This window comes from Burkholderia sp. Bp9090, assembly GCF_003857985.1.
Lineage (GTDB): Bacteria > Pseudomonadota > Gammaproteobacteria > Burkholderiales > Burkholderiaceae > Burkholderia.
Genome location: NZ_QTPV01000008.1, coordinates 196,489 through 210,804 on the forward strand (window position 1 = coordinate 196,489; position 14,316 = coordinate 210,804).

15 protein-coding genes are annotated in these 14,316 nt (G+C 67.5%); 9 read left to right on the plus strand and 6 right to left on the minus strand.

What is annotated here, in order from left to right:
• Positions 1–11 precede the first annotated feature (11 nt).
• Together DIE16_RS10895 and xerD are read left to right on the plus strand one after the other, a co-directional pair.
• Entirely contained in the window at positions 12–479 is a 468-nt protein-coding gene (locus DIE16_RS10895) for a methylated-DNA--[protein]-cysteine S-methyltransferase (RefSeq protein WP_124892271.1), read from the plus strand.
• A complete protein-coding gene (gene xerD / locus DIE16_RS10900) occupies positions 479–1,447 on the plus strand; it encodes a site-specific tyrosine recombinase XerD (RefSeq protein ID WP_185500332.1) in 969 nt (322 codons plus the stop codon). Before DIE16_RS10895 ends, xerD begins: the two co-directional genes overlap by 1 nt.
• A 46-nt stretch (positions 1,448–1,493) precedes the next feature.
• On the opposite strand, the gene DIE16_RS10905 is transcribed toward xerD, so the two are convergent.
• Entirely contained in the window at positions 1,494–3,056 is a 1,563-nt protein-coding gene (locus DIE16_RS10905; RefSeq protein ID WP_124892272.1) for a class I adenylate-forming enzyme family protein, read from the minus strand.
• Between the two features lie 360 nt (positions 3,057–3,416).
• Here DIE16_RS10905 and ybaK point away from each other — a divergent pair, with 360 nt between their 5' ends.
• Positions 3,417–3,908: a Cys-tRNA(Pro) deacylase gene (gene ybaK, locus DIE16_RS10910; protein WP_124892273.1), complete on the plus strand. Its 492-nt coding sequence runs from the start codon at positions 3,417–3,419 to the stop codon at positions 3,906–3,908.
• A 182-nt stretch (positions 3,909–4,090) separates the two neighbouring features.
• A complete protein-coding gene (plsY, locus tag DIE16_RS10915; RefSeq protein WP_044848567.1) occupies positions 4,091–4,729 on the plus strand; it encodes a glycerol-3-phosphate 1-O-acyltransferase PlsY in 639 nt (212 codons plus the stop codon).
• Positions 4,730–4,844: 115 nt separating this feature from the next.
• Here plsY and DIE16_RS10920 read toward each other — a convergent pair whose 3' ends face one another.
• Complete coding sequence (locus tag DIE16_RS10920; RefSeq protein ID WP_014896235.1) at positions 4,845–5,330, minus strand: YajQ family cyclic di-GMP-binding protein; 486 nt, start codon at positions 5,328–5,330, stop codon at positions 4,845–4,847.
• 136 nt (positions 5,331–5,466) lie between these two features.
• On the opposite strand from DIE16_RS10920, the gene murB reads away from it, so the two are divergent.
• Entirely contained in the window at positions 5,467–6,516 is a 1,050-nt protein-coding gene (murB, locus tag DIE16_RS10925; RefSeq protein ID WP_124486967.1) for a UDP-N-acetylmuramate dehydrogenase, read from the plus strand.
• A gap of 140 nt (positions 6,517–6,656) precedes the next feature.
• Here murB and argF read toward each other — a convergent pair whose 3' ends face one another.
• Entirely contained in the window at positions 6,657–7,586 is a 930-nt protein-coding gene (gene argF, locus DIE16_RS10930; protein ID WP_124486968.1) for an ornithine carbamoyltransferase, read from the minus strand.
• Between the two features lie 415 nt (positions 7,587–8,001).
• Between argF and DIE16_RS10940 the strand changes: the two genes are divergently transcribed.
• On the plus strand, positions 8,002–8,322 hold the full coding sequence (locus DIE16_RS10940) for a DUF3579 domain-containing protein (RefSeq protein ID WP_044848570.1): 321 nt from the start codon (positions 8,002–8,004) through the stop codon (positions 8,320–8,322).
• A gap of 147 nt (positions 8,323–8,469) precedes the next feature.
• Here DIE16_RS10940 and rpsT read toward each other — a convergent pair whose 3' ends face one another.
• Positions 8,470–8,742 (minus strand): 30S ribosomal protein S20, encoded by a 273-nt coding sequence (gene rpsT, locus DIE16_RS10945; RefSeq protein ID WP_006482211.1) that lies wholly within the window; start codon positions 8,740–8,742, stop codon positions 8,470–8,472.
• Between the two features lie 304 nt (positions 8,743–9,046).
• Between rpsT and murJ the strand changes: the two genes are divergently transcribed.
• Positions 9,047–10,597: a murein biosynthesis integral membrane protein MurJ gene (gene murJ / locus DIE16_RS10950; protein WP_124892274.1), complete on the plus strand. Its 1,551-nt coding sequence runs from the start codon at positions 9,047–9,049 to the stop codon at positions 10,595–10,597.
• An 8-nt stretch (positions 10,598–10,605) separates the two neighbouring features.
• Positions 10,606–11,448: a SirB1 family protein gene (locus tag DIE16_RS10955; RefSeq protein WP_124486969.1), complete on the plus strand. Its 843-nt coding sequence runs from the start codon at positions 10,606–10,608 to the stop codon at positions 11,446–11,448.
• Between the two features lie 79 nt (positions 11,449–11,527).
• Here DIE16_RS10955 and DIE16_RS10960 read toward each other — a convergent pair whose 3' ends face one another.
• Entirely contained in the window at positions 11,528–12,286 is a 759-nt protein-coding gene (locus DIE16_RS10960; protein WP_124486970.1) for an SDR family NAD(P)-dependent oxidoreductase, read from the minus strand.
• Between the two features lie 237 nt (positions 12,287–12,523).
• A complete protein-coding gene (locus tag DIE16_RS10965) occupies positions 12,524–13,180 on the minus strand; it encodes an FMN-dependent NADH-azoreductase (protein ID WP_124892275.1) in 657 nt (218 codons plus the stop codon).
• Positions 13,181–13,293: 113 nt separating this feature from the next.
• Between DIE16_RS10965 and DIE16_RS10970 the strand changes: the two genes are divergently transcribed.
• The gene (locus tag DIE16_RS10970; protein WP_044848574.1) at positions 13,294–14,145 is read left to right on the plus strand and encodes a LysR substrate-binding domain-containing protein; all 852 of its coding nucleotides are present in this window, start codon (positions 13,294–13,296) and stop codon (positions 14,143–14,145) included.
• The last annotated feature ends 171 nt before the right edge of the window (positions 14,146–14,316 follow it).

Here is a 14,316-nt window from a genome sequence, read left to right on the forward strand (position 1 = left end):
AGGAGAAGTTCATGTTCAACGCAGTCATCGACGCGCCGTTCGGCAAGGTCGGCATCCGCACCGATGCCGCGGTGGTGCGCGAGATCGTCTATCTACCCGAGTCGGTCAAGTCGGTCGATCCGGATTCGCCGCTCGCGAAGCGCGCGGTCGAGCAGATCGAACGTTATTTCGAGCGTGCGTCGGCGCGCTTCGACCTGCCGCTCGCCGACGTCGGCAGTGCATTCCAGCACCGCGTGTGGAGCGTGATCAGCGACATTCCGCCGGGCACGGTGCTGACCTACGGGCAGGTCGCGAAGCGGATCGGCAGCGCGCCGCGCGCGGTCGGCCAGGCGTGTGGCGCGAACTATTTCCCGCTCGTGATCCCGTGTCATCGCGTCGTCGCGGCCGGCGGCCTCGGCGGTTTCGCGAATCACGACGACAATGGCTATTACCAGAAAGTGAAGCGCTGGCTGCTGGCGCATGAAGGCGTGCCGTACTGATGAGCGAACCGTTGCTTTCCCCCGATTCCGATTCCGCATCCGACGCCAGCGATGCCGCGGCCGCCGCATCGCCCGCGCTGCTCGCGAGCCGCGCGTCGATCGACGTGTTCTGCGATGCGCTGTGGCTCGAGCATGGGCTCGCGCGAAACACGCTCGATGCGTACCGGCGCGACCTGGCGCTGTTTTCGCAATGGCTGGCCGCGACGCACGACACGTCGCTCGACTCGGCCGACGAAGCGATGTTGACGGGCTACATCGCCGCGCGCAGCGACGGCAAGGCGACGTCGTCGAACCGGCGGCTGTCGGTGTTCCGGCGCTATTACGGCTGGGCCGTGCGCGAGCGTCACGCGAGCGCGGACCCGACGCTGCGGATCACGTCGGCGAAGCAGGCCGCGCGGTTTCCGTCGACGCTGTCCGAGGCGCAGGTCGAAGCGCTGCTCGGCGCGCCCGACATCGGCACGCCGCTCGGCCTGCGCGATCGCACGATGCTCGAGCTGATGTATGCGAGCGGGCTGCGCGTGAGCGAGCTCGTGACGCTGAAGACCGTCGAGGTCGGGCTCAACGAGGGTGTCGTGCGGGTGATGGGCAAGGGTTCGAAGGAGCGGCTCGTGCCGTTCGGCGAAGTCGCGCACGGCTGGATCGAACGCTATCTGCGCGACGCGCGGCCCGCGTTGCTCGGCGCGCGCGCGGCCGACGCGCTGTTCGTGACCGCGCGCGGCGACGGGATGACGCGCCAGCAGTTCTGGAACATCATCAAGCGCCACGCGCAGCAGGCCGACGTGCGCGCGCACCTGTCGCCGCATACGCTGCGGCACGCGTTCGCGACGCACCTGCTGAACCACGGCGCCGACCTGCGGGTCGTGCAGCTGCTGCTCGGCCACAGCGACATCTCGACCACGCAGATCTACACGCACGTCGCGCGCGAGCGGCTGAAGACGCTGCACGCGCAACACCACCCGCGCGGCTAGCGCGGCGCGCGCCGGCCCACGCGCGGGATGCGGCCGGCGCCGCACGTCACGCAAGTTCGCGCAGCTTGTGCTTCAGCACCTTGCCCGTCGATGCGGCGGGCAGCGCATCGAGCACGCGGATGCGCGCAGGGCGCTTGTACGGCGCGAGCCGTTGCGCGCACCACGCCTGCAGCGCGGCCTCGGTCGCGGCCGCGCCCGGCACCAGCTCGACGAACGCGAGCACTTCCTCGTTGCCCTCGACCGCACGGCCGACGACGGCCGCCTGCACGACGTCCGGGTGCGCGTTCAGCACCTGTTCGACCTCGACCGGATACACGTTGAAGCCCGAGCGGATGATCAGCTCCTTGCTGCGGCCCGCGATCGTCACCGAGCCGTCCGCTGCCTGGCGCGCGAGATCGCCGGTGCTGAGCCAGCCGTCCGGCGACACGGCCGCGCGCGTCGCGTCCGCGTTGCGGTAGTAGCCGAGCATTATGTTCGGCCCGCGCACGCGGATTTCGCCTACTTCGCCCGGCGGCACGTCGGTGCCGTCCGGTGCGACGATCCGCATCTCGACGCCCGGGATCGGCACGCCGACCGAGCAGTCGGTACGCGGCGCGTCGAGCGGCGTCTGCGTGATCGTCGGGCTGCTCTCGGTCATGCCGTAGCCGTTGTGCAGCGGCACGCCGTATACGCGCTCGACGCGCGCCTTCAGGTCGGCGTCGAGCGGCGAGCCGCCTGAATACGCGAAGCGCAGCCGCGGCGCGCGCCATGCGTGCGCGTGCGTGTGCAGGTGCTCGAGCAGTTTCGCGTGCATCGCGGGCACGCCCTGGAAGATCGTCACGCCTTCGTCGGCGAGCGCGACGCGCACGGCGTCGGGCGCGAAACGCGGCGCGAGCCGCAGCGTCGCCCCCGCGTACAGGCTGCCGAGGCAGACCGACGCGAGCCCGTACACGTGCGACACGGGCAGCACCGTATAGACGATGTCGTCGGGCGACACGCCGCGCAGCGCGCTCGACGTCGCCGCGATGAACAGCAGGTTGCGGTGCGACAGCATCACGCCTTTCGGCGTACCCGTCGTGCCGGTCGTGTAGATCAGCGCCGCGCACTGCGCGGCGCCGTCGGGTGACACCGGCTCGTCGGGCGCGCTCGCGTCGACGCGGTACGACCACGTGCCGATGTCGACCGGCAGCGCGTCGGCGGGCGTCGCGCCGTGGCGCGCCGCGTGCGTGCGCGCATCGGGCGATGCTTCCGTCGCGAACGCGATCAGCTTCGGCCGCGCGTGCGCGGCGATCGCATCGAGCTCGCCGGCCGACAGCCGCGCGTTCGACACGAGCGCCCAAGCGTCGACGCGCGCGGCTGCGAACAGCAGCACGATCTGCGCGACGCTGTTTTCCGCGACGATCATCACGCGATCGCCGCCGCGCACGCCGAGGCGCGCGAGCCGCTCGGCGGCCGCATCGACGGCCCGCGACAGCTCGCCGTACGACAGGCGGCGCGCGTCCTCGATCAGCGCCGGGTGCGCGGGCGCTTGCGCGGCCCAGCGGGCGGGCACGTCGGCGATGCGGCCGGGCAGCGCGGCGAGCAGTGCCGCGACGTCGAGCGGCGCGGATGAGCGGACAGGCGAGGACATGGCGTCTCCAGAAGAAGGCCGTGCAGTGGCGCGGCGAGTTTTGCGAACGATCGTGCCATGGCGGCGGGCGCGCCACAATCGGTCAATCGGGCAATAGCACTTCGCGATGTCCGCAATGATGCCGGTGTGGTGTGGTGCGGTGCGGTGCGGTGCGGTGCGGTGCGGTGCGGTGCGGCGCGGATCGGCTCGACGCGGCTGCGGCTGCGCTCGCCCGGGACAAAAGGGCCGCGAGTATACCGCCGGCGCCCGGTACGCTGTCGCGAAGGCGAAGGCGTGATGCGCTCGTGTGCAATGGCGGGCGATGCATGCGATGGCCGCAACGCCGCCCGCCCGCCGGTCGTTCGCCATTAAAATGCCGCCATGAGCAAATCCAGACACGTGTCCGAGACACCCGCGACCCAGCTGCTGCGCCGCCACGGCGTCGCGTTCGGCGAGCATCCGTACGATTACGTCGAGCACGGCGGCACCGGCGAGTCGGCGCGCCAGCTCGGCGTCGACGAGCATAGCGTCGTGAAGACGCTCGTGATGGAGGACGAGCACGCGAAGCCGCTGATCGTGCTGATGCACGGCGACCGCACGGTGTCGACCAAGAACCTCGCGCGGCAGATCGGCGCGAAGCGCGTCGAGCCGTGCAAGCCCGACGTCGCGAACCGCCATTCCGGCTATCTGGTCGGCGGCACGTCGCCGTTCGGCACGCGCAAGACGATGCCCGTGTACGTCGAGTCGACCATCCTCGAATTGCCGACGATCTACCTGAACGGCGGCCGCCGCGGCTACCTCGTCAGCCTCGCGCCGGCGGTACTCACGTCGCTGCTCGGCGCGACGCCCGTGCAGTGCGCGAGCGTCGACTGAGGGTTTCACCTTCGTGGCAGGCCGCGCTCGTTCGGTAGAATGGGCGCCGTTTCGGCCGGTCGGCCCGCACGGCCGGCTGCCGCGGCCTGCCGGCGGTTCGCCGCGGCGGCGCCTGCCCCGACGGGCCGGCCCGCCGCGCCCGGCCGTCCCTTTACCGATACGTTGAAAGAAGAGTTTTCCGCATGCAGATCCTGCTCGCCGCACTTGTTGCCTACCTGATCGGTTCGGTGTCGTTCGCCGTCGTCGTCAGCGCCGCGATGGGCCTGGCCGATCCCCGTTCGTACGGGTCGAAGAATCCCGGCGCGACCAACGTGCTGCGCAGCGGCAACAAGAAGGCCGCGATCCTGACGCTCGTCGGCGACGCGTTCAAGGGCTGGTTCGCCGTCTGGCTCGCGCGGCACTTCGGGTTGTCCGACGTCGCCGTCGCGTGGGTCGCGATCGCCGTGTTCCTCGGCCACCTCTATCCGGTGTTCTTCCGCTTCCAGGGCGGCAAGGGCGTCGCGACAGCGGCCGGCGTGCTGCTCGCCGTGCACCCGGTGCTCGGCCTCGCGACCGCGCTGACCTGGCTGATCGTCGCGTTCTTCTTCCGTTACTCGTCGCTCGCGGCGCTGGTGGCGGCCGTGTTCGCACCGGTGTTCGACGTGTTCCTGTTCGGCACCGGCCACAACCCGGTCGCGTGGGCCGTGCTCGCGATGAGCGTGCTGCTCGTGTGGCGTCACCGCGGCAATATCTCGAAGCTGCTGGCGGGGCAGGAAAGCCGGATCGGCGACAAGAAGAAGGCGGCATCCGACGGCGGCGCGCAGGACGGCGGGAAGGCCTGATGAAGGGGATTGCCGCCGCCCGCCGGGGCGCCCCGCATGCGGGGCCCGGCGGCGCGGCGTGACTGTTCGACGGCGTGGTCGACGGCGCGCTTGACGGCGCGGCCGACCGCGTCGATCAGTCGCGGAAGTTGTTGAAGTCGAGCGGGGTGTCGGTCACGTCCTTGCGCAGCATCGCGATCACGCTCTGCAGGTCGTCGCGCTTCGTGCCGGCCACGCGCACCGCGTCGCCCTGGATGCTCGCCTGCACCTTGATCTTGCTGTCTTTCACGAGCCTGACGATCTTCTTCGCGAGGTCGCCCGTCACGCCCTTCTTCACGGTGACGACCTGCTTGACCTTGTCGCCGCCGATCTTCTCGACCTTGCCGTAGTCGAGGAAGCGCACGTCGACGTTGCGCTTCGCGAGCTTGTTGATCAGCACGTCCTTGACCTGGCCGAGCTTGAAATCGTCGTCGGCGAATAGCGTCAGCTCGCGCTCCTTCTGCTCGACGCGCGCGTCGGAGCCCTTGAAGTCGAAGCGCGTCGAGATTTCCTTGTTCGACTGCTCGATGGCGTTCTTCACTTCGATCATGTTCGCTTCGGAAACGACGTCGAACGATGGCATGGCATTCTCCCTTGAGATGCGGGCGCCCGGCTCGCGCGCGGGCACTCGCTATAATTGCGGACTGTTTGCCATTTTACCGATGCCCCTCCGTTTGCCCAAGGCCGGCCGTATGCCCGCCCGGCGGACGTGACCGCGAATGCCGATGCCTCCTGACGATTCCGCCCTGTCGCTGCTCCCCGACCATCCGCTCGCCGCGCATAACACGTTCGGCATTGCCGCGAAGGCGCGCTTTGCCGCGCGCGTCACGCATGCGGCGCAGTTCGAGGCGCTGCACCGCGACCCGCGCGTCGCATCGCTGCCGCAGCTCGTGCTCGGCGGCGGCAGCAACGTCGTGTTCACGCGCGATTTCGACGGCGTCGTGCTGCTCGACGAGATCGCCGGCCGTCGCGTCGTGCGCGAGGACGACGACGCATGGTACGTCGAGGCCGGCGGCGGCGAGACCTGGCACGCGTTCGTCGCGTGGACGCTCGAGCACGGGATGCCGGGCCTCGAGAACCTTGCACTGATTCCGGGCACCGTCGGCGCCGCGCCGATCCAGAACATCGGCGCATACGGCCTCGAGATGAAGACCTATTTCGACTCGCTGGTCGCCGTCGAGCTCGCGACGGGGCGCAGCGAGCGCTTCGACGCCGCGCGCTGCGGGTTCGGCTATCGCGACAGCTTCTTCAAGCGGGAAGGGCGCGGCCGCTTCGCGATCGTCGCCGTGACGTTCCGGCTGCCCAAGCGCTGGACGCCGCGGCTCGGCTACGCGGACGTTACGCGCGAGCTCGACGCACGCGGCATCGCGCCGGACGCCGCGACCCCGCGCGACGTGTTCGACGCCGTTGTCGCGATTCGCCGCGCGAAGCTGCCCGATCCGCTCGTGCTCGGCAACGCGGGCAGTTTCTTCAAGAATCCGGTGATCGACGTCGCGCAGTTCGACGCGCTGCGCGCGCGCGCACCCGAAGTCGTGTCGTATCCGCAGCCGGACGGGCAGGTGAAGCTCGCGGCCGGCTGGCTGATCGACCGCTGCGGCTGGAAAGGGCGCGCACTCGGCGCGGCGGCCGTGCACGACCGGCAGGCGCTCGTGCTGGTCAATCGCGGCGGCGCGACGGGCGCGGACGTGCTCGCGCTGGCGCGCGCGATCCAGGACGACGTGCGCGAGCGCTTCGGCGTCGAGCTCGAACCCGAGCCCGTGTGCCTGTAACGCGGTGTTGCGCTGCGCGGTTCATTCGCGTTCGTCCGACCCAACAAAAAAGCGCCGATCGACGACGATCGGCGCCTTTTTTCCGCATGCCGCGCGGATGGCGGCATGCGCGCGTAATGCGCACGTAATGCGTGCGGCGGTCAGTGCTTGAGGCGGCCGAGCAGCAGGAACTCCATCAGCGCCTTCTGCACGTGCAGGCGGTTTTCCGCCTCGTCCCACACGACGCTCTGCGGGCCGTCGATCACGCCGGCCGTCACTTCCTCGCCGCGGTGCGCGGGCAGGCAGTGCATGAAGAGCGCGTCGGGATTCGCGTGCCCCATCATTTCCTCGTCGACGCACCAGTCGGCAAACGCCTGCTTGCGCGCTTCGTTCTCGGCTTCGAAGCCCATGCTCGTCCACACGTCGGTCGTCACGAGATCGGCGCCCTTGCACGCTTCGTTCGGATCGTCGAACACCTCGTAGAACGGCGCACTGTCCGGCGCCACCAGCTTCATGTCGAGCGCATAGCCCGGCGGCGTCGACAGGCGCAGCTTGAAGCCGAGGATCTGCGCGGCTTCGATCCACGTGTACAGCATGTTGTTCGCATCGCCGACCCACGCGACCGTCTTGCCGGCGATCGGGCCGCGGTGCTCGTAGTACGTGAAGATGTCGGCGAGCACCTGGCACGGGTGGTATTCGTTGGTCAGGCCGTTGATCACCGGCACGCGGGAGTTTTCCGCGAAGCGCGTGATCACGTCCTGCTCGAACGTGCGGATCATGATGATGTCGACCATCCGCGAGATGACCTGCGCGGAATCCTCGACCGGCTCGCCGCGGCCGAGCTGCGTGTCGCGCGTGCTCATGAAGACCGCGTGGCCGCCGAGCTGGAAGATGCCGGCTTCGAACGACAGGCGCGTGCGCGTCGAGCTCTTCTCGAAGATCATCGCGAGCGTGCGGTCGTGCAGCGGGTGATAGGTCTCGTAGTTCTTGAACTTGCGCTTCAGGATACCCGTGCGTTCGAGCACGTACTCGTAGTCTTCCAGCGAGAAATCCTTGAACTGCAGGTAGTGACGAATGGTTTTGGCGGTCATGAAACGAAATACGGCGGGTCTGAACCGGCCGCGCGGCCGGACGGCGCCGCCGTCGGGTGTGGATAACTCAAAGCAGCATAAAGGATTTTCTGTGCTTTGACGAGCCGCGACGAAAACCGGGTTGGGATCGTGGCGCACGCTGGAAGGCGCCGGAAGAGGGGCGGCGAGACGACGCGCGATGCCGCGCTGCGGTATAATCCAAAAGTTTTCTCCAGCCCGGCAGGCAAGCCTCTTCGCGCTCTGCCGGACACAAGCCATGCGCTGCACAAATCCGGTGCGGCGCGTCGGCGGCACGCCTCGACAGCCTGTTTTTTCGGGATATCGGAGCGCGAGTGCCGCTGTCCGCTCGAGCTTTGTGTTCGCGTATCCGGGCGCTGTCGCCTGGACATCGCCGGGCCGTCACTTGGGTAACCACATGGCTGAAACCCCTCCGACCGAATTCTTCATCCAGGGCATTACGAAAGACGGGAAAAAGTTTCGCCCGAGCGACTGGTCGGAGCGTCTGGCCGGCGTGATGGCCTGCTTCGGGCCCGGTGCGAGCGGGCCGAACGCGCGCCTGAAATATTCGCTGTACGTGCGCCCGACGATGCTCGGCGACCTCAAATGCGTGATCCTCGATTCCCGGCTGCGCGACGTCGAGCCGATGGCGTTCGATTTCGTGCTGAATTTCGCGAAGGACAACAACCTCGTCGTCACCGAGGCGTGCGAGCTGCCGGACTACCACGAGAAGAAGTGAGTTCGACGGGCGAGGGCGCGTGCCGCGCCCCTGCCTGGCGGTCGCCCGGCGCGATGCGCGGGCGACGCACAGCAAAAAAGCCCGCCTAGGCGGGCTTTTTTGCGATCGCAGGAAACAGGAGCGCCCGCCGAAGCGGGCACGCCGGATTTACGCTGCTGCCTGCAGACCCTTGACGGCTGCGGCGAGGCGGCTCTTGCTGCGAGCGGCCTTGTTCTTGTGAACGATCTTCTTGTCGGCGATCGTGTCGATCGTCTTCACGGCAGCCTTGAACAGCTCGGCAGCCTTTGCCTGGTCGCCGGCTTCAACAGCCTTGCGAACCGACTTGATCGCGGTACGGAATTTCGAGCGCAGCGCCGAGTTGTGCGAATTTGCCTTCGCGGCTTGGCGGGCGCGCTTGCGTGCTTGTGCGGAGTTAGCCATGACGGTTCCTTATCCTGTCCTGTTTCCAGAGCTTGGAGCCTGACGGCCAAGCGCTGCTTTTCGATCCGTCCCCTGAGAGCGATTGCCCAGGGGCGCATAAAAAACGGTGATTTTAACCGAGGCCGAGACATGAAAACGACAGGCGCCGTGCATGTAACAGGCTCAGAAACCGGCGATTATAGCAACAAAATCAAGCGCGTGGCAAGGTCAACGTGACGTCGGCCGGACGGGGGCGCCGGCGACGCGCGCCCTTTTCGCCATCCGTCCGTGCCGGGCCACGCAACGTCCGTATAATAAGCGCCCCATGAATCTATTCCGAGCCCTGCTGACGGTCAGCGGCTTCACGCTGCTGTCGCGCGTGACCGGACTGGCCCGCGAGACGCTGATCGCCCGTGCGTTCGGCGCCAGTCAATACACCGACGCGTTCTACGTCGCTTTCCGCATTCCGAACCTGCTGCGCCGCCTGTCTGCCGAAGGCGCGTTCTCGCAGGCGTTCGTGCCGATCCTGGCCGAGTTCAAGAACCAGCAGGGGCACGATGCGACCAAGGCGCTCGTCGACGCGATGTCGACCGTGCTCGCGTGGGCGCTCGCCGTGTTGTCGGTCGTCGGGATCGCCGGCGCGTCGTGGGTCGTGTTCGCGGTCGCGTCCGGCCTGCATACCGACGGGCAGGCGTTCCCGCTCGCGGTCACGATGACGCGGATCATGTTCCCGTACATCGTGTTCATCTCGCTGACGACGCTCGCGTCAGGCGTGCTCAATACCTACAAGAGCTTCTCGCTGCCGGCGTTCGCGCCGGTGCTGCTCAACGTCGCGTTCATCGCCGCGGCCGTGTTCGTCGCGCCGCACCTGAAGGTGCCGGTCTACGCGCTCGCGTGGGCCGTCATCGTGGGCGGCGTGCTGCAGTTCATCGTGCAGCTGCCGGGGCTGAAGAAGATCGACATGGTGCCGCTGATCGGCCTCAACCCGGTGCGCGCGCTGCGTCATCCCGGCGTGAAGCGGGTGCTCGCCAAGATGGTGCCCGCGACGTTCGCGGTGTCGGTCGCGCAACTGTCGCTGATCATCAACACCAACATCGCGTCGCGGCTCGGGCAGGGCGCGGTCTCGTGGATCAACTACGCCGACCGCCTGATGGAGTTCCCGACCGCGCTGCTCGGCGTCGCGCTCGGCACGATCCTGTTGCCGAGCCTGTCGAAGGCGCACGTCGACGCCGATTCGCATGAATATTCGGCGCTGCTCGACTGGGGGCTGCGCGTCACGTTCCTGCTCGCGGCGCCGAGCGCGCTCGCGCTGTTCTTCTTCGCGACGCCGCTCACCGCGACGCTGTTCAACTACGGCAAGTTCGACGCGCATACGGTCACGATGGTCGCGCGCGCGCTCGCGACCTACGGGATCGGTCTCGTCGGCATCATCCTGATCAAGATCCTTGCGCCGGGCTTCTACGCGAAGCAGGACATCAAGACGCCGGTGAAGATCGCGATCGGCGTGCTGATCGTCACGCAGATCTCGAACTACGTGTTCGTGCCGCTGATCGGCCATGCGGGCCTCACGCTGAGCATCGGCGTCGGTGCCTGCCTGAACTCGCTGCTGCTGTTCCTCGGGCTGCGCAAGCGCGGCATCTACCAGCCGTCGCCCGGCTGGCTGCGCTTCTTCGTGCAGCTGATCGGCGCGGCGCTCGTGCTCGCCGGCCTGATGCGCTGGTGCGCGATCAACTTCGACTGGACCGGCATGCGTGCGCAGCCGCTCGATCGCATTGCACTGATGGCCGCGTGCCTCGTGCTGTTCGCTGCACTATATTTCGGTATGTTGTGGGTGATGGGCTTCAAATACGCTTACTTCAGAAGGCGCGCCAAGTGACGACCGCAATGACCCGCGTCCTCGACTACTTCAGCACGCTCGTGGCGGACGACGACAGTCTGCCCGTCACGGAAACCGCGCTGTCGCTTGCGCAGGACGCGTATCCCGACCTCGACCTGCAGGGTACGCTGGCCGAAATCGACATCCTGGCCGCGCGGCTGAGCCGCCGGCTCGGCGACGATGCGGACCTGAAGGACCGCGTCGCCGCGCTCAACGCGTTCTTCTTCCGCGAACTCGGCTTCGCATGCAATCACAACGATTACTACGACCCCGATAACAGCCACCTGAACGCGGTGCTGAAGCGGCGGCGCGGGATTCCGATCTCGCTGTCGGTGCTGTACCTGGAGCTCGCCGAGCAGATCGGCGTGCCGGCGCGCGGCGTGTCGTTCCCCGGCCACTTCCTGCTGCGCGTGACGCTGCCGGACGGCGACCTGATCATCGATCCGACCAACGGCCATTCGCTGTCCGAGGCCGAGATGGTCGAGATGCTCGAGCCCTACGTCGCGCGTGCGGCGGGCGCGGTCGACAGCGCGTTGCGCGCGCTGCTGCAGCCGGCCACCAGCCGCGAGATCATCGCGCGGATGCTGCGCAACCTGAAGACGATCTATCTGCAGACGGAACGCTGGCAGCGGCTGCTCGCGGTGCAGCAGCGGCTTGTGATCCTGCTGCCGGAACAGCTCGACGAAGTGCGCGACCGCGGCTTCGCGTATGCGCGGCTCGACTACCTGCGCCCCGCGCTCGAGGATCTCGAGCAGTATCTCGGCGAGCGGCCCGATGCGGAGGACGCGACCGTCGTCGAGTCGCAGGTGACCGAGTTGCGGCAGCGGATGCAGCGCGACGGCGAGGACTGAGCCGTCGCAGTCTCACCGGCACCCCGAACGTCGACACGCCCGCATCGCGGGCGTTTTTTTTGCAGCTGCTAGCTTGCACTTACTTCGGCTGCATCCGGATCGCGCCGTCGAGGCGGATCACTTCGCCGTTGAGCATCGGATTCTCGACGATCTGGCGCACCAGCATCGCGTATTCGTCCGGTTTGCCGAGCCGCGGCGGGAACGGCACCATCGCGCCGAGCGCGTCCTGCACGTCCTTCGGCATGCCGAGCAGCATCGGCGTCTCGAACAGCCCGGGCGCGATCGTCATCACGCGGATGCCGTGGCGCGACAGGTCGCGCGCGATCGGCAGCGTCATGCCCGCGACACCGGCCTTCGACGCCGCATACGCGGCCTGGCCGATCTGCCCGTCGTACGCGGCGACCGACGCGGTGCTGACGATCACGCCGCGTTCGCCGCCGGCGTTCGGCGCGGTCGCGGCCATCGCGGCGGCCGCGAGCCGGATCATGTTGAAGGTGCCGACCAAGTTGACGTTGATCGTCTTCGCGAACACGTCGAGCGGATGCGCGCCGTCCTTGCCGACGGTTTTCGCGGCGGGCGCGATGCCCGCGCAATTCACGAGGCCGCGCAGCGTGCCCGCGCGCGTCGCGGCGTCGACGGCCGCCTGCGCATCGACCTCGCTCGATACGTCGCAGCGCACGAATACGCCGCCGAGTTCGCCCGCGAGCGCCGCGCCGGCTGCTTCGTTGAGGTCGGCGAGCACGACCTTGCCGCCGGCCTGAGCGAGCATGCGGGCCGTTCCGGCGCCGAGGCCCGATGCGCCGCCCGTGATCAGAAAGACGTTGTCGCGAATCTCCATCACTGTCTCCTTGGTTGGGTCCGATGCCGGTCGATCGGAGGCACGGCCGCCGCGCCGGTTCGTGCGGCGCACGTATTCGATCGATTGTACGGGGCGCCGCCGGATGCCGGCGAGACCGGCGCGGTCGTGCGAGGTCGGACGAAACGGATGGCGCAGGCGGAAAAAAGGTTCATCGAAGATTGCCGGCGAACACGTGGAAGACCGTCGGCGCTCGGCGGTCTCCAGCCGTTGGCCAGTTCAGCCGTCAACCGAAGCTGATGCTGAAGCCGCGTGTACCAGCGTCACTGCCTGTTCGCGCGCAGCTTCCCTGCCCGCGTGATCGATTTCGGGTCCAAACAGCGTTTTCTCGACGACGATCGATTCGATGTCGGTGATACCGATGAAGCGCAGCCACGCCTCAAGAAACGGCCGCTGATAGTCGAACGACTCGGCGGGCGTGCTCGATTGCCTTGAATAGTCGAGGCCTCTCGCATAGATCACGACGGCTTTCTTGTCGTTCAGCAATCCCGCCAACCCACGCTCGTCGAATGAGAAGAGGAGCCCGCGGTGGGACACGGCGTCGATGAAATGCTTGAGCTTGTACGGGATGGAAAAATTCCACAGCGGCACGGAGAACAGCAGCGTATCCGCGTCGTGCATCCGCTGCGCCAGCTGGCGGAAATCCGCCCACGCTTGCTGCTGGCCTTCGCTGAGCGGCGTGCCGCTCAAGTCCGCGTATTTGGCACCGAGCGCATCGCCGTCGAGTTCCGGCAATTGCGTCGCCCACAGATCGAGCACGTCGACCCGATGCACCGGATGCGCGTCGCGCCAGGCTTCCAGATACGCGTGCGCAACGTCGAGTGATGCGGACCGCGACTTGCGCGGGGACGATTCGATATGAAGCAAGGTCGACATGGAACGACTCCTGACGGGTTGACGGCCCTCATCAGAACATAGTTCGATTCGAAATATAAACGAAGTATCATCACGCTACTCAGTAGAATTCGCACTGTATTGCGGGACATCTCATGTTCGATACCGTTTTGCTGCGCTCCTTCGTGGCCGTCGTCCAGGAAGGCGGGTTCACGCATGCCGCGGCCCGTCTGAATCTGACGCAGTCCGCGGTCAGCGCGCATCTGCGCCGCCTGGAAAAACAGGTCGGCCGTGACCTGCTCGTGCGCACCACGCGCTCGGTCGCGCTCACGGTGGACGGCGAGCTGCTGCTGGGTTACGCGCGCGCCATCCTCGCGCTCAATCAGGACGCGCGGGCGCAACTGCTGCGCGAACCGAGCGCGGGCACGATCCGCGTGGGTCTGTCGGAAGACCTCGCCAACGTCAGGCTGATGCATGTGATGAAGGCGTTTGCCGGGCGGTACCCGCGCATCGCATTCAGCATCAGAGTGGGTATCCCGGGCGATCTGCTCCAGGCGCTGGATCACGGTGAACTGGATGTGGTGATGGGCGGGCGCTGCCACGGCGGGCCCGCCGGACGCGTGCTCTGGCGCGAGCCGCTCGTGTGGGCCGGTGCGGATTGGGCGTCGCTCACGCCTGGCGTACCGGTGCCGATTGCGCTGCTGCCGGAACCCTGCCCGTATCGCGAGGCCTCGCTGGCAGCACTGGCCCGAGCGGGCGTGGATTACCGGATCGTGCTCGTGTGCCCGAGCGGCGCCGGCCTGTGCGCCGCCGCGCACGCGGGCCTTGCGGTGACGCCGATCGTGCACACACAACTTGCGCACGGCTTGCGTGCGATTCCGCCGGATGCCGGCCTGCCGGCCCTGCCCGATGTCGAGTTCACGATGTTCGCGGCGCCGGGCGCGTCGGCCAGGGTTGTCGATGAACTGGGCAACGCGATCGTGCTGGCATTCGCGCACAACGGGTGACCACGTTCATCGCGGCGACAGCGTTGGGATTTGCGCGGCCAGAGGCACATGCATCGTCGCCGGTTCACGAAATTCCACGATGAACCAAAAAAAAGGTTCATCGCAGGAAACCGTGGAGGGTTTGGGAGCGATTGCGTAACCTGACGCCTGACTTTAAGGACGTCAGGAGAG

Bases quoted from the DNA above. Each gene is read 5' to 3' on its own strand.
- DIE16_RS10895 (WP_124892271.1), top strand. From the start codon at position 12: ATGTTCAACGCAGTCATCGACGCGCCGTTCGGCAAGGTCGGCATCCGC.
- DIE16_RS10965 (WP_124892275.1), bottom strand. From the start codon at position 13,180: ATGTCGACCTTGCTTCATATCGAATCGTCCCCGCGCAAGTCGCGGTCC.
- DIE16_RS10920 (WP_014896235.1), bottom strand. From the start codon at position 5,330: ATGCCATCGTTCGACGTCGTTTCCGAAGCGAACATGATCGAAGTGAAG.
- DIE16_RS10905 (WP_124892272.1), bottom strand. From the start codon at position 3,056: ATGTCCTCGCCTGTCCGCTCATCCGCGCCGCTCGACGTCGCGGCACTG.
- DIE16_RS10970 (WP_044848574.1), top strand. From the start codon at position 13,294: ATGTTCGATACCGTTTTGCTGCGCTCCTTCGTGGCCGTCGTCCAGGAA.
- rpsT (WP_006482211.1), bottom strand. From the start codon at position 8,742: ATGGCTAACTCCGCACAAGCACGCAAGCGCGCCCGCCAAGCCGCGAAG.
- murB (WP_124486967.1), top strand. From the start codon at position 5,467: ATGCCGATGCCTCCTGACGATTCCGCCCTGTCGCTGCTCCCCGACCAT.
- argF (WP_124486968.1), bottom strand. From the start codon at position 7,586: ATGACCGCCAAAACCATTCGTCACTACCTGCAGTTCAAGGATTTCTCG.
- murJ (WP_124892274.1), top strand. From the start codon at position 9,047: ATGAATCTATTCCGAGCCCTGCTGACGGTCAGCGGCTTCACGCTGCTG.
- ybaK (WP_124892273.1), top strand. From the start codon at position 3,417: ATGAGCAAATCCAGACACGTGTCCGAGACACCCGCGACCCAGCTGCTG.
- DIE16_RS10940 (WP_044848570.1), top strand. From the start codon at position 8,002: ATGGCTGAAACCCCTCCGACCGAATTCTTCATCCAGGGCATTACGAAA.
- xerD (WP_185500332.1), top strand. From the start codon at position 479: ATGAGCGAACCGTTGCTTTCCCCCGATTCCGATTCCGCATCCGACGCC.
- plsY (WP_044848567.1), top strand. From the start codon at position 4,091: ATGCAGATCCTGCTCGCCGCACTTGTTGCCTACCTGATCGGTTCGGTG.
- DIE16_RS10955 (WP_124486969.1), top strand. From the start codon at position 10,606: ATGACCCGCGTCCTCGACTACTTCAGCACGCTCGTGGCGGACGACGAC.
- DIE16_RS10960 (WP_124486970.1), bottom strand. From the start codon at position 12,286: ATGGAGATTCGCGACAACGTCTTTCTGATCACGGGCGGCGCATCGGGC.